Origin of the sequence: Rhodococcus sp. KRD162 (assembly GCF_017168335.1) — a bacterium.
In the GTDB taxonomy this organism is placed as follows: Bacteria; Actinomycetota; Actinomycetes; order Mycobacteriales; family Mycobacteriaceae; genus Rhodococcoides.
Genome location: NZ_JABFAU010000013.1, coordinates 88,302 through 108,881, shown reverse-complemented (window position 1 = coordinate 108,881; position 20,580 = coordinate 88,302). Strand labels below are relative to the sequence as shown.

General features: G+C 61.8%; 16 protein-coding genes and 2 rRNA genes. 8 read left to right on the top strand and 10 right to left on the bottom strand.

Features of this window, described 5'->3' with window-relative positions; translation table 11 throughout:
• Positions 1 to 3: 3 nt before the first annotated feature.
• From J1M87_RS17610 to J1M87_RS17595, 4 genes are all read right to left on the bottom strand, one after another.
• A complete protein-coding gene (locus J1M87_RS17610; protein WP_206490800.1) occupies positions 4 to 825 on the bottom strand; it encodes a hypothetical protein in 822 nt (273 codons plus the stop codon).
• An 80-nt stretch (positions 826 to 905) separates the two neighbouring features.
• Positions 906 to 2,078 (bottom strand): sulfite reductase subunit alpha, encoded by a 1,173-nt coding sequence (locus tag J1M87_RS17605; protein ID WP_206491385.1) that lies wholly within the window; start codon positions 2,076 to 2,078, stop codon positions 906 to 908.
• A 63-nt stretch (positions 2,079 to 2,141) separates the two neighbouring features.
• Positions 2,142 to 3,602, bottom strand: a complete 1,461-nt coding sequence (locus J1M87_RS17600; RefSeq protein WP_206490799.1) for a DUF2079 domain-containing protein — start codon at positions 3,600 to 3,602, stop codon at positions 2,142 to 2,144.
• A 50-nt stretch (positions 3,603 to 3,652) separates the two neighbouring features.
• Positions 3,653 to 4,633, bottom strand: coding sequence for a RelA/SpoT protein (locus J1M87_RS17595; RefSeq protein WP_206490798.1), 981 nt, complete (start codon positions 4,631 to 4,633; stop codon positions 3,653 to 3,655).
• Positions 4,634 to 4,724: 91 nt separating this feature from the next.
• Between J1M87_RS17595 and J1M87_RS17590 the strand changes: the two genes are divergently transcribed.
• Positions 4,725 to 5,699, top strand: coding sequence for a sigma-70 family RNA polymerase sigma factor (locus J1M87_RS17590; RefSeq protein WP_206490797.1), 975 nt, complete (start codon positions 4,725 to 4,727; stop codon positions 5,697 to 5,699).
• A gap of 10 nt (positions 5,700 to 5,709) precedes the next feature.
• On the opposite strand, the gene J1M87_RS17585 is transcribed toward J1M87_RS17590, so the two are convergent.
• The gene (locus J1M87_RS17585; protein WP_206490796.1) at positions 5,710 to 6,117 is read right to left on the bottom strand and encodes a VOC family protein; all 408 of its coding nucleotides are present in this window, start codon (positions 6,115 to 6,117) and stop codon (positions 5,710 to 5,712) included.
• Between the two features lie 179 nt (positions 6,118 to 6,296).
• On the bottom strand, positions 6,297 to 6,566 hold the full coding sequence (locus tag J1M87_RS17580; protein WP_206490795.1) for a hypothetical protein: 270 nt from the start codon (positions 6,564 to 6,566) through the stop codon (positions 6,297 to 6,299).
• A 263-nt stretch (positions 6,567 to 6,829) separates the two neighbouring features.
• Between J1M87_RS17580 and J1M87_RS17575 the strand changes: the two genes are divergently transcribed.
• Entirely contained in the window at positions 6,830 to 8,011 is a 1,182-nt protein-coding gene (locus J1M87_RS17575) for an NAD(P)/FAD-dependent oxidoreductase (RefSeq protein WP_206490794.1), read from the top strand.
• Positions 8,012 to 8,083: 72 nt separating this feature from the next.
• Positions 8,084 to 9,277 carry a hypothetical protein gene (locus tag J1M87_RS17570; RefSeq protein WP_206490793.1) on the top strand — a complete coding sequence of 398 codons (1,194 nt, stop codon included), beginning with the start codon at positions 8,084 to 8,086 and terminating at the stop codon, positions 9,275 to 9,277.
• Here J1M87_RS17570 and J1M87_RS17565 read toward each other — a convergent pair.
• From J1M87_RS17565 to J1M87_RS17550, 4 genes are read right to left on the bottom strand one after another with little or no spacing between them, the layout of a single operon-like run.
• Entirely contained in the window at positions 9,227 to 10,669 is a 1,443-nt protein-coding gene (locus J1M87_RS17565) for a GntP family permease (protein WP_206490792.1), read from the bottom strand. The two genes, J1M87_RS17570 and J1M87_RS17565, sit on opposite strands and share 51 nt — an antisense overlap.
• On the bottom strand, positions 10,666 to 11,304 hold the full coding sequence (locus J1M87_RS17560; RefSeq protein WP_206490791.1) for a bifunctional 4-hydroxy-2-oxoglutarate aldolase/2-dehydro-3-deoxy-phosphogluconate aldolase: 639 nt from the start codon (positions 11,302 to 11,304) through the stop codon (positions 10,666 to 10,668). The genes J1M87_RS17565 and J1M87_RS17560 overlap by 4 nt, the downstream gene beginning before the upstream one ends.
• Positions 11,301 to 12,914, bottom strand: coding sequence for an amidohydrolase family protein (locus J1M87_RS17555; protein WP_206490790.1), 1,614 nt, complete (start codon positions 12,912 to 12,914; stop codon positions 11,301 to 11,303). Before J1M87_RS17555 ends, J1M87_RS17560 begins: the two co-directional genes overlap by 4 nt.
• Positions 12,915 to 12,928: 14 nt before the next feature.
• Complete coding sequence (locus J1M87_RS17550) at positions 12,929 to 14,212, bottom strand: alanine racemase (protein WP_206490789.1); 1,284 nt, start codon at positions 14,210 to 14,212, stop codon at positions 12,929 to 12,931.
• A 125-nt stretch (positions 14,213 to 14,337) separates the two neighbouring features.
• Between J1M87_RS17550 and J1M87_RS17545 the strand changes: the two genes are divergently transcribed.
• The 5 genes from J1M87_RS17545 (at position 14,338) to rrf (ending at position 20,578) form a co-directional block, all read left to right on the top strand.
• Complete coding sequence (locus tag J1M87_RS17545; protein WP_307830846.1) at positions 14,338 to 15,360, top strand: sugar kinase; 1,023 nt, start codon at positions 14,338 to 14,340, stop codon at positions 15,358 to 15,360.
• The gene (locus J1M87_RS17540; protein WP_206490788.1) at positions 15,357 to 16,151 is read left to right on the top strand and encodes an IclR family transcriptional regulator; all 795 of its coding nucleotides are present in this window, start codon (positions 15,357 to 15,359) and stop codon (positions 16,149 to 16,151) included. The genes J1M87_RS17545 and J1M87_RS17540 overlap by 4 nt, the downstream gene beginning before the upstream one ends.
• Positions 16,148 to 16,549 (top strand): RidA family protein, encoded by a 402-nt coding sequence (locus tag J1M87_RS17535; protein WP_206490787.1) that lies wholly within the window; start codon positions 16,148 to 16,150, stop codon positions 16,547 to 16,549. Before J1M87_RS17540 ends, J1M87_RS17535 begins: the two co-directional genes overlap by 4 nt.
• Positions 16,550 to 17,168: 619 nt before the next feature.
• A 23S ribosomal RNA gene (locus J1M87_RS17530) occupies positions 17,169 to 20,324 on the top strand.
• Between the two features lie 137 nt (positions 20,325 to 20,461).
• Positions 20,462 to 20,578, top strand: a 5S ribosomal RNA gene (rrf, locus tag J1M87_RS17525).
• Positions 20,579 to 20,580: the final 2 nt, after the last annotated feature.

The window sequence follows — 20,580 nt, the reverse complement described above, 5'->3', positions numbered from 1 at the left end:
CCCTCACCTGCGCGCATGCCGGTCCGCATCCATCGCGGCGTCGATGCTGCGGGCCACCGAGCGCCAGGTGCGGGCCAAGTTGATCCACACCGCGGCGGAGTCTTCTCCACCGGCGTCCGCTGTTCGGTGAGCTCGACCGGCTGCCGAGCGATGCAGCGCGATGGCACGGTCCAGTAGTTCGTCCAGGTTGTTGCCGGTGCACACGGACAGAACGGTGTGCGCGTCGACCCGTCGACCGACCAACTGGCACACCGCCTGCAGCGACCGCAGCGCGGCGGGAACGTCGGCCGTTGCCTCGGGAAAGTCCGCATCCGATCCCGGTGTGACCGGGCTACCGACGGACCCGCGTTGCAGGTCCACCGGCCCGGAGGACACACCGTCGGCCGCCACGCCCCAGACGCTGAGGAACGATGGGTGCGGAACATTCCAGATCTCGCGAAACGCGAGCGTGATCATCTCCGCGACGAGCGCAGCATCGGCTCTCGAATCGGTTCGCGTGAGATCGATGACCGATCCGTCTGCGAGCGGCTTGCCCCGATCCAGCCAGCCGAACTCGAGCAATTGCACGTCCATGGCCGTCGCATCGGGTGCCTCCGGATACAGCAGAGACGGAATGGCTGCGACCGCGACCATGCGCCCGGTATCAGAAGCCGCCACATCGATGTACGGCCGCAGGCCACGCTCGCCGGGACTGGCTTGAGCGGCGGTGACCGTGACGTAGTCACCCTGGGGCAAGGCCCGGATGCAGGCGTGCAGATTCCCGGTGAACGTAGCCCACGCGAGCGCCGTTGCGGAATCGAAATGGCCGTTCTGCGGTGTGTTCACGGTGCAAACCCTCTTCTCGGACGAGAACTGATGCCTGTGAAGTCAGACCGTAGTGAGGGGGTCCGACAAGAACACGTCGGTCAGTAGACGTCCCGCAGGTAGCGCTTGGATCGCTTGAGTTCGTCGACGTAGTCCTCGGCAGCGTCGGGTGAGCGGCCACCGTGTTCGGCAACGATGTCGTGCACAGCCTCGTCGACGCTCTTCGCCATGCGGGCCGCATCACCGCAGACATAGAGATGCGCGCCCGATTCGAGCCAGTCGAACAACTGCGCTCCCGCCTCGCGCATGCGGTGTTGAACGTAGATCTTCTCGTGCTGATCACGAGAGAAGGCCACATCGAGTCGAGTCAGCAGGCCGTCACGTTCGAACTCGACGAGCTCGTCCTCGTACAGGAAGTCGCTCGACCGGTGCTGATCGCCGAAGAACAACCAATTCTTGCCCGTGGCACCGCGCGCTCGGCGCTCGTGCAGAAACGCTCGAAACGGTGCGACCCCGGTGCCGGGCCCGATCATGATGATCGGGGTGTCGTCGGAGGGGAGTCGGAACGACTTGTTGGCCGACAGGAACACACCGGCCTCCTGCGCCTCGCCCACTCTGTCGGCCAGGTACGTCGAGCAGACGCCGCCGCGGTCACGCTCGGCCGACCGATACCTGACGGTCGAGACCGTCAGGTGCACAGTGCCTTCGTGTGCTGTCGGAGACGACGAGATCGAGTACACCCGATGTTGCAACGGACGAAGCAAACCGAGGAATTCGGCCGGATCGAGAGCGAGGGACGGATCGAGATCCAGAACGTCCACGACATCGCGTCCCCACGTCCAGGCGTCGAATGACGCCCGGTCGCCGTTTTGCAGAACGTGGTCGAGCTCGGCATTGCCCGCTGTTTCCGCCACGGCCTCGATGAGGTCCATGGACGGGATTCCGATTTCGTAGTCCGTCGTCAGTGCCTGAGTCAGGGTGATCTCACCCGATTTCGTGTGAACCGGAACATCCGGGGGCACTCCGAGTCGCGCGATGACAGCAGAGACCAGTGCGGCGTCGTTGACGGGTTTGATGCCGAATCCGTCGCCCGCTTCGTAGGTGATACCACTGTCGCCCAGTCCGATGGTGAAGTGCCGAACTTCCTTCGCGGAGTCGGGCCCGGACAGGAGTCGGTTGCTCAGCACCTGTGCGCGGTAGGGGTTCTTTCTGTTCCACGGTGAACGCTTCGATGCGGTCTTGGTGGCGCCGAGATCGCCGGTTCGAGCGTCGATGTTCTGTACCTGCCTTGCGGTCGTCGCGGTGGGTCGATGCCAACAAACCCTAGTAGGACGTCGTCACTCGCGGTGCAAGACCTCGATCCCGTCGACCTCGTAGACGCGGTCGTAGCCGCTCGACAGCGCCCGATCGATCGCTTGGCGATCGCCGCTCTCGTCGGCGGGCCATCCCGCAGGCCGTTCGCGGTTGACGACGATCCAGTCCGGGACGGTCGAATCCGTTGCGCGCTGCGGAAAGACCGATACGGCATGATCGGCGACCAATTGGGCGACGAGATTGTTCGACGCCGCAACCCGGTCGCCGGCAGGGATCCAACTCGAAATGTCCCGAGCAGTCGCGGCCTGCGGATCGATCGTCCATTCCTGCGCGTGCACGATGCGCGACATGGGCAGGAACGGTAGCGCGACGACCGCGAACACGGCCACGAACGCGACTATGCCGTTCCTGCCGCGCGCCGTGAGCTGGCCGTGTCGGTGGCTGCGCGCCAGCGCATCGAGCAGTGCGACGAACACGATGACCATCAAAATCGCGTTGTAGTGATAGATCGGCTTCCAGAAGTTGGTGTTGTCACTGAGGAACCGCCACGCGACCGTCGGGACGGCGATCAGCAGCAGAGGGGAGCGAAGAGCGAAGAAGCCGGTGACCGCGAGCAGCAGAAAGGCCGTCGCCGCCCGAGGATCGCCCGCAACCAGGCCGTGCGCGGTATCTGCGATACCTTCACCCAGAGGAGGCAGCTTCGACCCCTGGTCGTATGAATTGTCCGCGCTCAGCAGCGGGATGATCACTTTGACGGCGATAACTACCCAGGTCAGACCCCACACGGCGGTCAGCACACCCAGGACTCGGGTTCGTCCGGTCGTCCACAGCGCCACCAGCGCTCCGATCACGACCACTGTCAAACCCATGTCCTCTTTGACGAACACCAGCGGCAGAGCCCAGGCCAGAGCCGGTAGCCAGCGTCGACGAACCAGCGCGACCATGGACATGGCCAGCAGCGGCATCGCGAACGCCACCTCGTGGAAGTCGAAGTTCAGCGCTGCCTGAACACCCCACGACAGTCCGAACGCCGCGGCGATCACGATCCCGATGACCGTGCCGAATTTCTGCACCGCAAGCCGGCTGATCGGGATCACCGCCAACGCGAACAACACCGCTTGCGCGATCAACAACGTCTCGGCGTGCGGAAACAGCCGATAGACGGGACCGAGCAGTGCGGTGATGGGGGAGAAGTGATCGCCGAGTGTGTTGTAGCCGGTGCCCAGCAGGTCGGACGTGGGTGCACGAAACTGCGAGTACGACGCGATCTGCTGGACGAAAATCCCCAGGTCGAAGCCGGACGTACGGAGCTGACGATGGCCCAGCACGGACATCACCGCATACAGGGGTGCCAGAACGGCGAACGCAATGGCAGGCACCATCGTCTCGGCAGTGCGGAATCTCGCAATCCGGTCGTCGGTCTTGGTCGGATGGGTCGCTGTGTCGACTTCGGTGACGACCGTGGATCTCTCGGTAGTGGTCACGAGAAGAAATGTTTACCGGACCGACGTGAGATGTTCCTGAGAAGTGCAGGTCACTGCTTGCGCTTCTTCGCCGGCCTGTAGCGCGGCGGCTGCGAAGTGAGATGGTAGTAGAGCGCGTCCTCGGAATCCTCGACAACGACGTCGATGTAGTCGCCCACTTCGAGATAGTCGTTGACCGCGATGCGGTCGGTCGAGCCGATGACGGCCTTCACCGAGCGAGCGGGCACGAGCCCGCGGCGACCGTCCGGGCCGACGGCCAACGCATACCGCGGCCCGGTGCGAGTGACCCGCGCGTGAACGAAGTCCGGGTCTTTCGGGATGGGGTCGGTATCGAGTACGTTGCCTTCCTTGGATGCAGCGGTCAGCGAATCGAGTTGAGCGGCGAGATCGTCGGCCATCGCATCCACCTGGTCGAGCAAGTGGGCCATATGCGCGGCGTAATCGGTGTGCTTCTTGGTCGGTTTGAGGGCCTCACCGGGTTTGTACATGTCCTCGTGGGTCAGCTCGCCCCACGCGTCCTGTAGACGTGTCTTGACTTGAACCTCCACTTTCACGTCGAGGTCACCCTGATGCGTTGCCACCCTGACCACCAGTACGGCGTGATATGCGCGGTAACCGCTCGGCTTGGGAAAAGCGACGTAATCGGTGGGTGGTTGCGCGAACCGAACCGAGCATTCCGGGTCGTTGCAGGCACGCTCGAGCGCAGCAACGAAACTCAGTTGGTCGCGCGGGGTCTTGCACAACACCTTCACGCCGACGAGATCGGGAAGTGCCTCGGCGACGGCATCGGCCTCCGAGGGCTCACTCACGCGGCCCTCGGAGACGTACCGACGCAATTTGTCGGCCGATCTTCCTGGGTCCTTGATTCGTGCGGTCTGTGCGTTGAGTCGGTCTCGATCGACGTCCTCGAGAATTTCGTCGGCGATGGTCTCGAGGAAGTTCTGCGCGGTGACGAGAGCGGCTTCCCACGCTCGGCGGCGTTGCAGATACAGCTCCTCCACCAGCTCGTCGATGCTCGCTCCCGAAGTCACGATGCCGACATTAACCCAGATCGGCGGGCAATCCGCGGCGCGGCGCGCGTTCGAGCTGTGGCGTATCGGCCAGCGGTTTAGGCTCTAGCGCATGACCGCGGCCTCACTGCAGCAGGATGACTTCCTGGCACAGTTCGATCCGTTCCGACGCGAGCTGCTCGCGCACTGCTACCGCATGACCGGATCGATCCACGACGCCGAGGACCTACTGCAGGAAACGTACATTCGGGCATGGCGAGGGTACGAGAAGTACGAGGGCCGCTCCTCGCTGCGTACGTGGTTGTACCGAATTGCCACCAATACCTGCCTGACCGCTCTGGACGGTAGGTCGAAGCGTCCGCTCCCTACGGGCTTGGGTGCGCCGAGTTCCGGTCCGACCGACGAACTCGTGCAGAACAACGAGATTGCCTGGCTCGAACCCATTGCCGATTCCGAGCTGGGGGACTCGAGTGATCCCGCCGCAATCCTCGTGGCGAAGGAATCCGTGCGCCTGGCCTTCGTTGCATCCCTGCAGCATCTGTCGTCTCGGCAGCGCGCCGTTCTGCTGATGCGCGAGGTGTTGCAATGGAAAGCGTCCGAGGTCGCGGAGGTTCTTGCGACAACGACAACTGCGGTCAACAGTCTGTTGCAGCGAGCCCGCGAGCGACTGGACGAGATCGCGCCCGAGCTCGACGATGTCGAGCCCATCGAATCCGCGGCGATGCAGGACATGCTCACTCGATACGTGGAGTGCTTCGAGAGTTACGACATCGACGGCCTGGTGACGCTGTTCACCTCGGACGCCGTGTGGGAGATGCCACCGTTCGTGGGGTGGTATCAGGGTGCCGAGACGATCGGATCCCTCATCCGAAACAACTGCCCGGCGAACGGAGCAGGCGATATGCGGATGGTGCCGACAGCAGCCAACGGACAACCCGCATACGGGCTGTACATGAAAGGCGAGGACGGCGTGCATCGGCCGTTCCAGCTGCACGTGCTCGATGTCGATGCCAGAGGGGTCGGGCACGTGGCCTGCTTCTTCGATCTGTCCCTGTTCGATCGATTCGGCCTACCCGACCGCCTCTGACACCTGCCGGTCAGCTCTGCGGAATGGCCGACGGGTCCATCCACATCACTTCCCAGACGTGATTGTCGAGGTCTCGGAATGCCCGGCCGTACATGAACCCGTGGTCCTGGGGCTCCATCCACGGTGATCCACCCGCAGCGATCGCCGCGTCGGTGAGCGAATCCACCTCCTCGCGGCTGTCGGCCGAGATGCACATCAGGACCTCACGGGCCGAGCCGGTGTCGCAGATCGCGTCGGAGATGAAGTCCTCGAAACGTGAAGTGGCCAGAAACATCACCGTCGCCTGGTCGCTGACGATCATGGAGGCGGTGTTCTCGTCGCTGAAGACGTCGTTGAAGGCGAATCCAAGGCCCTCGAAGAACGAACGGGTGGCGACGACGTCACGGACAGGCATGTTGGCGAACAGCAAACGGGACATCGAATGCACCTTCTCGGCGGGAAGCAAGCGGACGACAACCGTCGTAAGACGGTCTTGCTCCTACTGACAGGTGCCGATCACGAAAATCACCGGGCACGTCCCTGCTGACACAACACGACCCCGCCGAGCCGAGCTCGACGGGGTCGCGGACTACGAAGCCGAAGGGGGAGTGTGAAGCGTTACCGGGTTATCTGAGCAAGACGCGACAGCATCCGTGAAAAGACGCGGCCGTCGGTGCCGAGATCGTCGAACGAGTCTGCTGCGTTCTCCGAGCGGGCGGCCTCGAAACTCGACGCAGCAAGAGTGCGGGCCAATTGGGTACGGCGCTCGATGGCGTCGAGGATGGTGGCGTCCAGCGTTGAAACCTCGTCGAAGAGCTGGTCGACGTCTGCTGTCGCAACATCGGCAGTGTCGGTGCCGATTGCCAGCGAATCGATCTGAACAGTCACATCGTCTCCTTTTGTTCGCGTCCTGAGGTGTGAGTCGTTCGGCCGGACGGAACCGTTACAGCTCGTCTCGAGTCAGAACGATCTTCAGTCGCCCGAACCAACATGCCCACTCGGCGGGCCTGGGCCAACCATCTGGAGGTGTGATGCTCGATACACTCCGTCCGATTCCTCGTCGGCGGTCCGCCGGGCACGTGTGCGCCGGGTTTTTCGGAGGCGTTTCGGGTACCCCGACACGAACACGTCGACCTTTCGAGGAGTGAACGATGCGCTACGACTACCTGATCATCGGCGGGGGAATGGTTGCCGACAGTGCGGCTCGCGGAATCCGCGAGATCGACGGCACCGGTTCCATCGGAATACTCGGAGCCGACCCCGATGAGCCGTACACACGGCCGGCACTGTCGAAGAAACTGTGGACGGATTCGGAGTTCGGCCGCGATCAGGTTCCGCTCGACACCGCGTCCGACACCGGCGCACAGGTACACACCGGAGTCTCGGTTGTGTCGGTTGACCGATCACGCGCGAGCGTGACGACCGAATCGGGAGATCACTACGAATACGGGGACCTCCTCCTCGCGACGGGTGCCGAACCGATGCGCATCGACCTCGCTCCCAGCCCGCGAGTGGTCTACTTCCGTACCTTTTCCGACTACCGGGCACTGCGCGAACTGACGAAGACTGCCGAGCACATCGCCGTCGTCGGCGGCGGATACATCGGCACCGAACTCGCGTCGGCCCTGTCGCTTCAGGGTGTGAAAGTCACGCTGGTCACCTCCGCGGACATACTCGGCGCACACATGTTTCCGCCGACCCTGGCCGCAGGGTTCGACAAAGGGTTTGCCGAGCACGGCGTGACCGTGCGCCGGAGAACGAAGGTCACCGCCGGTGCAGAAGCGTCGGCTCGCGTCCAACTGCAACTCGACGACGGAACCACCCTGGAGGCCGACGGTGCCGTGTTCGGGCTGGGCGTGCGGCCCCGCACCGAACTCGCCGACGGTGCCGGGCTGGCGGTGGACGACGGAATCGTGGTGGACGAACTGCTGAGGACGGCGGACGAACATGTCTACGCCGCCGGTGACGTAGCGAACTATCCCGACGCGATTCTCGGTCGCCGACGCGTCGAGCATGTCGACAACGCCACCGAGATGGGCAAAGCTGCCGGACGCAACATGGCAGGTGCGGCCGAGCCGTACTCGTACACGCCGTACTTCTACTCCGATATCTACGACGACGGGTACCAGGCGATCGGCACGGTATCGACGTCGATGAGCACCATCGAGGACTGGAAGTCGGTGGGCAAGGAAGGCGTCGTCTACTACCTCGACGATCAGGCCGTGGTTCGAGGAGTGCTCATGTGGAACGTCTGGGAAGGCCTCGACGTGGCGCGCACACTCCTTGCCGAGAAGAAGCCGCAGACCGAGCAATCGTTACGCGGGCTGATCTGACCTTCTGGAACACTCGAACACGAGCGATCCGTCGGCGAGGTCGGACGTGATCGGCCCGACCGAGGAGAGACGATGTCCAGGTATGACGGTAGTGAGTCGGCCGAGCAGCGCGCTCGGTTCGACGCCGAGGTACACAGTCGCTGTGCCGATTGCCGTTTACCCGGTCATTCGGAACCGCTGTCCGACGCGAGTGCCATCGCAATCGCGGCCGGCCGGGTGGACGCGGCCACACGAGCCGTTCTCGTCAACCGATGGCACGCCGGGCGCTCGCTGCCATCGATCGGGGGATTCGGGACTCTGCGACACCTGGTGGACGAGCGCGATCGGTGGCGCGCCAAGGACACGACCAACAAGCCCGGGTCGTCGCTGGTGTACCGAATTCGAGTGGCCGAGTTGACCAAGCGCATCAGCCACCAGCGCACGACCGTGGTGATGTCGAATCGGCACTATGCCGCTGGGGTGCGGGCGGCGCGCAAGGAACGTCGAGACGGCGTGCACCTCGATCTCGACCAGCGCGATTCGGTCTTCGATGCGTTGATGCAGACGCCCGCGCCGCGAAAGTTCGGGCCTGTTGCCGAACGTGGCCTTTCCCTGGTCGACGCGGCGACGGACCGGGTCGGCACGTTTGCGCGGCGGACTCCATTGGCAGAGCAGGTCGAGTGGGCCACCGGGGTGATCGATCAGTTCGTCGATCGCAAGGACGACCGCTTCGTCGACCGGTACGACACCCTGCTGTTTCTTGCGGGCACGTCGTTCGACCGAATACGTCGTTCCCCGGCGTGGCAGTCCACGGTGTTCGAGATCCAGCGCAATCAACTCGATCTGTTCGTCGAGCTCACCGAGATCTCGGTCGATGCCTCGTCCTTGCGGACCGTGGCGAACGAGCTGAACCGAATCGGCGAGACGATGGTCGACGAGGAGACGGCCGCGCAAGTCGAATCACGTCGTGGCGCACTGGAAGTGGTGTGGACTCAGCTGACCGGCCGGGTGGCGGCCCTGGTGCGGCTCGCGAATCTGGTCGAGTCCTCCGAAGACGAGGCACGCACCTCCGACGCGATGGCCCGCGCCCACAGTCTCGACGACCGAATCGACGATCTCGTCGGACGATCGGGCAGTCGGGAGATGTCGGCGGAGAACACCCACTTCGTCGGTGACCAGGTGCGGACTCAGTGGCGCGACCGGCTGCCATCAGTGACATCCGATCGCGCCACCGCCTCAGGCGATGATCGCGAAGAGAATTCCCGCGACCGCGAAGCTGACCACTGACAGGATCGTCTCGAGTACGGTCCACGTCTGCAGCGTCTGTTTGACGGTCATATTGAAGAACTTCGCGATGATCCAGAAGCCACCGTCGTTGACGTGGCTGGCGATGATCGAACCCGCTGCGATGGACATGGCAATGAGCGCGACGGCCGGTGCCGAGTAATCCTGCGCTGCTACCAGTGGTCCGACGATGCCGCCTGTCGTCACGATGGCCACGGTCGCCGAGCCCTGAGCGACTCTGAGCGCGCAACTGATGATGTAGGCCAACACGATGATGGGTAGGCCTGCAGCCGCCATGGTGTCTGCCAGCGCCGTCCCGATGCCCGTGGCGGAGATGACCTTTCCGAAGAATGCACCGGCCCCGACGACGAGCAGCAGCATTCCCACCGGCCGCAGCGATTCTCCGGTCAACTTGCTGAGCTCCTGGACGGTGGACCCGCGACGGATACCCAGAACGTAGAACGCGATCAGCACTGCGATGAGCAACGCGACTGCCGGTGTGCCGAAGAAGGTCAGCACCTCGAGGAGATTGCCCGGATCGAGCAGGATGCTGCCGAACGTGGCACCGAGGATCAACACCAACGGAACTGCGATGATCGCTCCGATGGTTCCCACCGACGGAGGCGTCGTGACGACCGGGCGCTTGGTGGTGGCGACGGCCCCCGTGCCACCACCACCGGTCGCGTCGTCGTCACCGTCGTTGATGAAGTCATCGGGGACGTCGACGATGACACGCTTGCCGATCCAGCTACCCCAGGCCAGGCCTGCGGCGATGAAACCCGGTATTCCGCAAACGAACCCGAACAGGATGAGCCAGCCCAGGTTCACTTCGAGCAGCCCGCCGAGGGCAACCGGCCCTGGGTGTGGCGGCAAGAATGCGTGAGTCATGGACAGGCCGGCCAACATCGGCAACGCGTACAGCACCAACGACTTTCCGCCCTGTCGTGCTGCAACGTAGACCAGCGGTGCCAAGACGAAGATGCCGATGTCGAAGAACACCGGGATGCCGAAGATCAAGCCCAGCAGGCCCATCGCTACCGGTGCGCCGCGTTCTCCGAACACCCCCAGTAGTTTGGCGGTCAATGCCTGTGCGCCGCCGGATTTTTCGAGGATCGCACCGAGGACCGTGCCGAGCCCGATGATCACCGCGATGTGGCCGAGAATGCCACCGAATCCGGTTTCGAGAAGTGATTCGTTGCTCTTGATCGCGGTGCCGACGATCTCGTTGACCGGCAAACCCGCAGCCAGCGCCAATCCGAGGCCGACGATGAGCAGTGCGATGAACGGTTCGAGTTTGACCTTGATGATGACTACCAATAGCACGGCAATTGCGATGCCGCATAACACGAGTAGACCGGGTGTAGAGGTTCTGAGCCAGTCGACGACAGAATTCATGACGTGCCTTCCTTGATGTCTGCACTGATAGCTGCCACGAACGCTTGCGCTCGTGTGGTGATGTCGTCCCACCTGGCCTCGGCGACCGACGCCGGTGACACCACATCGGTGCCTGCAGTCACTGCCACGGCACCGGATGCGAGGAATTGTGCGGCGTTACCTGCGTTGACACCGCCGGACGGAACGAGTTGCGCGCCCGGAAAGGGGCCGAGCAAATCCTTGAAATATGCAGGTCCTACTGCTCGTGCCGGAAATATCTTGACCGCGTCCGCCCCGAGGTCGAGGGCGGTCATCACCTCGGACGGAGTCAGCGCACCCATCATCAGCGGGATACCTGCGTCGACGACGATCGCCGCGACATCCGGTCGCAGCCCGGGCGTCACGACGAAGCGGGCTCCCGCGTCGACCGCCTGTCGGGCCTGATCGGCGGTCAGAACGGTCCCGGCCCCGACAACGGCACCCGAGGCCGACGCAGCGCGGATCAGCTCGAGGACGTTCGGAGTGGTGAAGGTGAGTTCCATCGCGCGAATTCCGCCGCGCGCGAGCGCATCTGCCAGTGCCGCAGGATCGGAGATGTGAGGGGCGCGGACCACCGACAGGGCGCGGTCCTCGAGAATCGTCGACAGTGCGTTCATGACGTCTGCTTTCCGGTGGAATCCATCCGCAGGGCGCGCCCTGCCAGTGAGTGGGTGGGGAGGCGATCATCGATCGCGAATGCGCCATTGACCATGACGTGGACGATGCCCTCGGCTTGTTGCTTCGGTTGCTCGAAGGTGGCGGTATCGCGAACGGCAGCAGGATCGAAGAGCACCAGGTCGGCTGCGTACCCTTCGGTGATCGTGCCGCGTCCCTGCAGCCGGAGCCGCGCAGCTGGCCGACCGGTCAGGTGATTGATGCAGTCCTCGAGCGACAGCAATTGCTCGTCGCGCACGTAGTGTCCGAGATAGCGTGGAAAGGTTCCCCAGGCGCGTGGATGTGGCTTGTCGCCCACCAGAATCGCGTCGCTGCCGCCCATGTGGTGCGGATGCGCCATGATCTCGCGCACGTTCTCCTCGTGCCCGACGTGCTGCAGAATGGTCGTGGCCAAGGCGTCGCGCCGAAGGAAGTCGAAGAACACGTCCACCGGTGCGCGTCCCTCGTCGGCTGCGATATCGGACATCGTCCGCCCGACGTAGCGATCGAGTTCGGGATTGGCCACACCACTGAGTTCGATGGTGTCCCATTCGACCGTGACTCCGTGGCAACCGTCGGAGCCGTCGACGTCGACGTCCTGTGTGATGCGTCGGCGAATGTCCGGATCGTCGAGACGTTCCAGGGCTCGGTCCGGCCCACCGGACATCGCCCAACTCGGCAGTAGGGCAGACAGGGTGGTGGCTCCGGGTAGATACGGGTACGAATCGAGGGTGACATCGCATCCGTCCGCGATCGCGGAATCGACACGGTCCAAGAACTCCCGAGCCCGGCCCCGATTGACGCCGAAGTTCATCGTTGCGTGGGTCAGATGCAGTGCGCATCCCGTACCTCGGGAGAGATCGAGCATTTCCTGGTAAGCCTCGAGCGCCCCCGTGCCGTACGACCTGGTGTGCGGAGCGTAGAACCCACCGAAGTCCGCGACCACCTCGCACAGTGCGTGCAATTCGCTGGTGTCCGCGTACATTCCGGGCGTGTACGTCAACCCGCTGGACATGCCGACTGCGCCCTCGTGCAAGCCCTGCGCCAACAACTCCTGCATGTGAGCGATCTCGCGCGCTGTAGCGGGTCGCTGATCGGGGCCCACCGCGAGATAGCGCAGTGTGCCCTGCGGAACGAGATATGCCGCGTTCGGAGTGATACCCCGGTCGAGCCGAGCGAGGTACTCCGAGACCGAACGCCACGAGAAGTCCAGGTCGACGGGATTGCCGTTCCATCCGGCGATCTGACGTCGCACCACGTCCAGTGTCGCGTCGTCGATCGGAGCGTAGGCGATGCCGTCCTGTCCGATGACCTCGGTCGTGACGCCCTGACTGATTTTCGGGAAATGATCGGGGTCGGTCAACAGTCGAAGGTCGGAATGAGCGTGCATATCGATGAAGCCGGGGGACAGGACCTGCCCCGGCGAGGCGTCGACGATTCTGTCCGCACCGGGCACGGTTCCGGGTTCAACGATCGATGCGATGATTCCGTCGCGGACGAGAACGTCGCGGCGCAGGCGCGGCGATCCGGTGCCGTCGATGACATCGGCACCTCGAAAGAGAATGCTGGGCATGGGGATTCGATTCTCTAGAAGAATGTGTGGACGAGATCGACCACGCGGGGATCGTCGATGTCTGCGTCGTCGACGACGGGAACGAGCCGCCATTTGTCGAAGGCGGTGCACGGGTGGGACAGGCCCAGTCTCACGACGGTCCCCACCGGCAAGGCGGTGGCGTCTTCGGCGGGTAGTCGAAGGAACGCGTGTTGGTCGTTCAACGCGGTCACCTCGGCACCTGGGTCGAGGATCTCGGTCCCTCGAACATGTTGGGCAACGGGCATTCCCTCGTCGAACGGAAAATCGCGTTTCCCTGCATCGAGCAGGGCGAGTCCGGGCTCTGGGCGAGAAACCGTGCGAGCCCATCCGTGCATCGCCGACATCAGCGGCGCGTCCGTTCGCGCGGGAGTCAGCGGCGAGATCTGGGAGTAGAAGCCGTCGTCGTGCACCACGTAAGCACCCGAGCGAAGCACCACATCGGTACGCACGCCCTCGCCCGTGGCCAGTGTTCGCAACCGATCCACGACGAGATCTTGGTAGGCGCTGCCGCCTGCGGTCACGATGGCATGTTCGCCGTACAGGCCCTCGGCGTCGAGTGTGCGATGGAGGTCGGCGACATTGTCGAGGTAGGTCCGCACCGCCTCGAGGCCGCGTTGCGAGCGGTCGTGGCTCAAAGCCCCCTCGTAGCCGCCGACGCCTGCCAGTGTCAGGCGCGACGACGCGGCGATCGCGCGTGCCACGGCGGTGGCTTCCTCGGCCGTTCGTGCTCCTGTTCGACCGTGCGGGCCGCCGAGTTCGACGATGACGGAAACCGGTCGTGATCCTCGTGCCGCGAGAATGCGATCCATCTCGAGGACCGTCGCGACGCTGTCTGCCCAGCAGTAGAACTCGAAGGTGGTGTGCGAATCCAATTCGGCCGCAATCCACCTCAAAGCAACGGGGTCGATCTCCGCATTGGCGAGGATGATCCGTTCGACACCGAACGCGCGAGCCACCTGAACCTGCCATCCCGTGGCCAGGGTGATCGCCCAGCTGCCGGCATCGAGCTGTTGTTTCCACAGTTGAGGAGCCATCGACGTCTTGCCGTGGGGTGCCAGCAGCATGCCCGCGCGGGCGGCCCAGTCGGCCATGACCGAGATGTTCGATGCGATGCGCGAGCGATCGAGGGTGAGCAGCGGGGTGGTGAACTCGGACAATCGCGGATCCGTCGTCAAGAAGCTCTCGACGGTGTGGCCCCACGATCGTGGGGGAAGTGCTTTGTGCTCGGGTCCGAGGATTCGCTGATTCAGCGCCTCGACGGCAGCGGCGTCGATCACGTTCGTCTCCCTCTCGTGGAAGAATCAATGTGGTTGCGTATTTTGCAACGGTAGTTGCGCAATGTGTTTATGGTTTGTAGTCTGCAACGGCAGGCAGGGTTCCGCAAGAGTTCGAGGAGATCGACGTGAAAACACCACGAGCGGTGTGTGTAGGTGAAGGCCTCGTCGTTCTGGTGGCGGAACCGGGCCCGCTGGAAGACTCGGACACGTTCCACCGGATGTCCGGAGGTGCCGAAGCGAACGTGGCGAGCGTGTTCGCACAGTTGGGCGTCGATGCTGCATGGATCTCCAGGGTGGGCGACGACGGATTCGGCCGGTATCTGGTCCGACAGCTGACAGCCGCGGGAGTCGACACCTCGGGTGTCGCGATCGACGACGTGCGCCCTACCGGTATGTACATCAAGCAACGCGGCTCGGGCTCCGGCACCGAATACGATCTCGCACGCGGAGACAGTGCGATGACCTACTTCCGCGCAGGCTCTGCCGCGAGCGCGCTGTCGCCCACTGGATTCGACGAACGTGCCTCGGAGCTGGTGTCCGATGCCGACCTGGTCCATTTCACCGGAATCACCGTTGCCATCTCGAATACGGCCGCCGACCTGACAAGGGAGTTGCTGGGCCGACCCGCCGTCGTCAGTTTCGATCTGAACTTTCGGCCGGCGCTGTGGAGGTCCCGAGAAGACGAAGCCGCGGAGGTGCTCGGCGAACACGTTCGGGGGAGCGACGTGGTCTTCATGGGTGCCGACGAAGCTCAGTCGGTATTCGGGACGTCGAGCCCGGACGAACTCCGCGCGTTGTTTCCCGAACCACGGCAGCTGGTGATCAAGAACGACGCCCACACCGTGACGGCTTTCGAGGGCACCGCTCGATTCGATGTACCGGCGCTCAGACTCGACGTTGTCGAAAAGATCGGTGCGGGAGATGCTTTCGCTGGTGGGTACCTGGCAGGCCTCCTGTGGGGAAGAAGTGCCGCCGAACGCGTACGCTTCGGCCATCTGTGTGCAGCGGGTGCCCTGACCGGGCACGGCGACATAGCCTCGGTTCTGCCTCTCGACGTGCTGGTGCAACTTGCCGAACTCGACGACTGTGGCTGGGCGGCAGTGGATTACGCAGAGGTGTCGGCCCGAGGTTCGGAGTTGTTGCAATGAGTCAAAGTCTCTCGCGAGCGCTGACCATTCTTGGTTTGCTCGGTGACGGATCGAGATCGCTCGACGACCTGGCGACGGTTCTCGGAGTACACAAGACCACCGTGCTCCGGCTGCTTCGTACGATGGAAGGCGACAGATTCGTCCAGCACGATGTCGATCATCGGTATCAGTTGGGCTCGAGGCTGTTCGAGTTGGCAAACCGCGCACTGGAACAGCGCGACATTCGAAGCATTGCCAGGCCGCATCTGGCCGAGCTCAACAAAGTCACCGGTCAAACCGTTCACCTGGCCACCTACGAGGCGGGCGAGGTGATCTACATCGACAAATTCGACGCCATACAGAGTGTGCGGATGTACTCACGGGTCGGAAAACCTGCTCCGCTGCATTGCACGGCGGTAGGAAAGATTCTGATCTCGGCGCGGCCCGTGGCCGAGCGCGAACAGATTGCACACCGCATCACGTACACACCGTTCACGGAACGAACCATCACCTCGGCCGAGCGATACCTGCGCGAGCTGGACCTGGTCCTGGAGCAGGGATTCGCGGAGGACCGGGAGGAGCACGAATCGTTCGTCAACTGCATCGGCTGCGCTGTGCGCGATGGAACAGGCGACGTCGTGGCCGCGGTCTCGATGTCGGTTCCCGACATGCTGCTCGACCACGACCAGGTTCTTGCGACGCTCCCCGAGGTGCAACAGGCAGCGACCGCCATCTCCGAAGGACTGGGTTGGCATCCTCGCGAAATACAGGACCGAACGAATACCCATCAACCGAACGAAGGAAAACAGTGAGCGAGAAGATCGAAATCCGTACCAGTGGTGCCCCCGCGCCTGCACATACGTTCTCCCAGGGAGTGCGGAAAGGGCCATTCGTCCAGGTGTCGGGACAAGGCCCGGTCGATCCTGTCACCAACGAATACCTGTACCCGGGCGACGTCGCTGCGCAGACCACCCGCACGCTCGAGAATGTCAAAGCCATCGTGGAGGCCAGCGGCGCTTCCTTCGACGACGTCGTCATGTTGAGGGTGTACCTGACCAAGCGTGAGGACTTCTCGATCATGAACGGGGCCTACGGCGAGTTCGTCGCGGCGAACACAACGGGCGATGTCCTCCCGAGTAGAACCACGGTCTTCACCGGACTGCCCAGAGAAGAGATGTTGGTCGAGATCGACGCCGTCGCGATCGTCTGATCGACCCCGCGCGTCAGATGTTCACACGAAAATTACATCTGACCAGGCGATTTGCGTAAGCGTTGGTCTTCGCGTAACTTTTGTCGAGTCAGAGCGACACGGACACCGACCCGGTCTTCACAAACCGGGACAACGAGGTTGTACGGAGTACGCACTGAACCACCCAGGCAAGATTCAGAACGATGAGTCATGTCTGGGGTATGAGCGTGTAAGCCCCAAAGTTGCCGCGCAAGCGGTGCCGACGGTGTGTGCGTGTTCTTTGAGAACTCAACAGTGTGTCGATGAATGTCAGTGCCGAATTTTTGTTTGGTGGTATGCATTCGATGTATCAGCTGCCCGCTTGTGGTGGTTGTTGTCGGGTGTTGTTTTGAAATGCTAGTTGAGTTTTTTTGCTAGTGATTTGACTCTTTCATGTTTATGACTGATTTGCAGTTTCGACTGTTGATCGAGAGTCTTTTACGGAGAGTTTGATCCTGGCTCAGGACGAACGCTGGCGGCGTGCTTAACACATGCAAGTCGAGCGGTAAGGCCTTTCGGGGTACACGAGCGGCGAACGGGTGAGTAACACGTGGTGGTTGTGTGTTGTTTGAGAATTGCACAGTGGACGCGAGCATCTTTGTTGTAAGTAATGAAGAGCGTACGGTGGATGCCTTGGCACCAGGAGCCGATGAAGGACGTAGGAGGCTGCGATAAGCCTCGGGGAGCTGTCAACCGAGCTGTGATCCGAGGGTGTCCGAATGGGGAAACCCAGCACGAGTGATGTCGTGTTACCCGCATCTGAATATATAGGGTGTGTGGAGGGAACGTGGGGAAGTGAAACATCTCAGTACCCACAGGAAGAGAAAACAATTGTGATTCCGTGAGTAGTGGCGAGCGAAAGCGGATGAGGCCAAACTTTGTGCGTGTGATACCCGGCAGGGGTTGCGTATGGAGGGTTGTGGGGTTTGCATTGTCGATTCTGCCGGATCGGCCGACAGTGAGAAATTGTGGTGTTAGTCGAAGTGGTCTGGAACGGCCTGTCGTAGAGGGTGAGAGTCCCGTAGACGAAAACATTGCAACTGTTGTTGTGGATTCCCAAGTAGCAGCGGGCCCGTGAAATCTGCTGTGAATCTGTCGGGACCACCCGATAAGCCTGAATACTCCCTGGTGACCGATAGCGGACTAGTACCGTGAGGGAAAGGTGAAAAGTACCCCGGGAGGGGAGTGAAATAGTACCTGAAACCGTGCGCTTACAATCCGTCAAAGCTGGTGAACAGTTTACTGTTGCTGGTGATGGCGTGCCTTTTGAAGAATGAGCCTGCGAGTTAGTGGCATGTCGCGAGGTTAACCCGTGTGGGGTAGCCGTAGCGAAAGCGAGTCCGAATAGGGCGTATCACCGTCGTGGTGTGTAGTGGCGTGTTCTAGACCCGAAGCGGAGTGATCTACCCATGGCCAGGTTGAAGCGACGGTAAGACGTCGTGGAGGACCGAACCCACTTAGGTTGAAAACTGAGGGGATGAGTTGTGGGTAGGGGTGAAAGGCCAATCAAACTCCGTGATAGCTGGTTCTCCCCGAAATGCATTTAGGTGCAGCGTCACGTGTTTCTCGCCGGAGGTAGAGCTACTGGATGGTCTAGGGGGCCTACAAGCTTACCGAAATCAGCCAAACTCCGAATGCCGGTGAGTGAGAGCGTGGCAGTGAGACTGCGGGCGATAAGGTTCGTAGTCGAGAGGGAAACAGCCCAGATCGCCAGCTAAGGTCCCTAAGCGTGTACTAAGTGGAAAAGGATGTGGGGTCGCGAAGACAACCAGGAGGTTGGCTTAGAAGCAGCCACCCTTGAAAGAGTGCGTAATAGCTCACTGGTCAAGTGATCCTGCGCCGACAATGTAGCGGGGCTCAAGTACACCACCGAAGCTGCGGCACTCACACAACAGCCCGCTGTTCCCTTGCGAGGGTTCAGCCAGGTGTGTGGGTGGGTAGGGGAGCGTCGTGCAGCCATGGAAGCATCGGAGTGATCCAGGTGTGGAGGCTGCGCGAGTGAGAATGCAGGCATGAGTAGCGAAAGACGAGTGAGAAACTCGTCCGCCGAATGACCAAGGGTTCCTGGGCCAGGTTAATCCGCCCAGGGTGAGTCGGGACCTAAGACGAGGCCGACAGGCGTAGCCGATGGACAACGGGTTGATATTCCCGTACCCGTGTAACCGCGCCCATGGTGAATCAGTGACACTAACCACCCTGAATCCTGTTGATCGTGTGCCTTCGGGCATGTCGACGACGGGTGGATGCGTGGGACCTGATCTGGTAGTAGCCAAGCGATGGGGTGACGCAGGAAGGTAGCTGGGCCAGTCAGTGGTTGTACTGGTGTAAGCCTGTAGGGCGAACGGTAGGCAAATCCGCCGTTCATGATGCCTGAGAGGTGATGCGTAGCCGATTGAGGCGAATTCAGTGATCCTATGCTGCCGAGAAAAGCCTCTAGTGAGTTGTTACACGGCCCGTACCCCAAACCGACACAGGTGGTCAGGTAGAGAATACTGAGGCGATCGAGATAACTATGGTTAAGGAACTCGGCAAAATGCCCCCGTAACTTCGGGAGAAGGGGGGCCTTGTCCGGTGATCACTTGTGCAGTGTGAGCTGGGTGGGGCCGCAGAGACCAGTGAGAAGCGACTGTTTACTAAAAACACAGGTCCGTGCGAAGTCGTAAGACGATGTATACGGACTGACGCCTGCCCGGTGCTGGAAGGTTAAGAGGACCGGTTAGCTCGTAAGAGCGAAGCTGAGAATTTAAGCCCCAGTAAACGGCGGTGGTAACTATAACCATCCTAAGGTAGCGAAATTCCTTGTCGGGTAAGTTCCGACCTGCACGAATGGCGTAACGACTTCTCAGCTGTCTCAACCATAGACTCGGCGAAATTGCATTACGAGTAAAGATGCTCGTTACGCGCGGCAGGACGAAAAGACCCCGGGACCTTCACTACAGCTTGGTATTGGTGTTCGGTTCGGTTTGTGTAGGATAGGTGGGAGACTGTGAAGCGGTGACGCCAGTTACTGTGGAGTCGTTGTTGAAATACCACTCTGATCGTATTGGATACCTCAACCTCGGACCATGATCTGGTTCAGGGACAGTGCCTGGTGGGTAGTTTAACTGGGGCGGTTGCCTCCTAAAATGTAACGGAGGCGCCCAAAGGTTCCCTCAGCCTGGTTGGCAATCAGGTGTCGAGTGCAAGTGCACAAGGGAGCTTGACTGTGAGACTGACAAGTCGAGCAGGGACGAAAGTCGGGACTAGTGATCCGGCACCGGCAAGTGGAAGCGGTGTCGCTCAACGGATAAAAGGTACCCCGGGGATAACAGGCTGATCTTCCCCAAGAGTCCATATCGACGGGATGGTTTGGCACCTCGATGTCGGCTCGTCGCATCCTGGGGCTGGAGTAGGTCCCAAGGGTTGGGCTGTTCGCCCATTAAAGCGGCACGCGAGCTGGGTTTAGAACGTCGTGAGACAGTTCGGTCTCTATCCGCCGCGCGCGTAAGAAACTTGAGGAAGGCTGTCCCTAGTACGAGAGGACCGGGACGGACGAACCTCTGGTGTGCCAGTTGTTCCACCAGGAGCACCGCTGGTTGGCTACGTTCGGAAGGGATAACCGCTGAAAGCATCTAAGCGGGAAGCCTGTTCCAAGATGAGGTTTCTCACCCCCTCGAGGGGGTAAGGCCCCCGGCAGACCACCGGGTTGATAGGCCAGAACTGGAAGTACAGCAATGTATGCAGGTGACTGGTACTAATAGGCCGAGGACTTACCACAAAGAAGCTACGCGTCCACTGTGCAATATCTGAAACAACACACGTTTCAGGTTGTACCCACAATTGAATGAACCAGCACGTCACCGATCTCCACCAGGTGACACCGCTGACGTTGCGTGTGACACTGTTTCACAGAGTTACGGCGGCCATAGCGGAGGGGAAACGCCCGGACCCATTCCGAACCCGGAAGCTAAGCCCTCCAGCGCCGATGGTACTGCACTCGACAGGGTGTGGGAGAGTAGGACACCGCCGAACAC

Excerpts from the sequence above, each read along its gene's own strand:
- J1M87_RS17590 (WP_206490797.1), top strand. The coding sequence starts at position 4,725 with ATGACCGCGGCCTCACTGCAGCAGGATGACTTCCTGGCACAGTTCGAT.
- J1M87_RS17585 (WP_206490796.1), bottom strand. The coding sequence starts at position 6,117 with ATGTCCCGTTTGCTGTTCGCCAACATGCCTGTCCGTGACGTCGTCGCC.
- J1M87_RS17575 (WP_206490794.1), top strand. The coding sequence starts at position 6,830 with ATGCGCTACGACTACCTGATCATCGGCGGGGGAATGGTTGCCGACAGT.
- J1M87_RS17570 (WP_206490793.1), top strand. The coding sequence starts at position 8,084 with ATGTCCAGGTATGACGGTAGTGAGTCGGCCGAGCAGCGCGCTCGGTTC.
- J1M87_RS17565 (WP_206490792.1), bottom strand. The coding sequence starts at position 10,669 with ATGAATTCTGTCGTCGACTGGCTCAGAACCTCTACACCCGGTCTACTC.
- J1M87_RS17560 (WP_206490791.1), bottom strand. The coding sequence starts at position 11,304 with ATGAACGCACTGTCGACGATTCTCGAGGACCGCGCCCTGTCGGTGGTC.
- J1M87_RS17555 (WP_206490790.1), bottom strand. The coding sequence starts at position 12,914 with ATGCCCAGCATTCTCTTTCGAGGTGCCGATGTCATCGACGGCACCGGA.
- J1M87_RS17540 (WP_206490788.1), top strand. The coding sequence starts at position 15,357 with ATGAGTCAAAGTCTCTCGCGAGCGCTGACCATTCTTGGTTTGCTCGGT.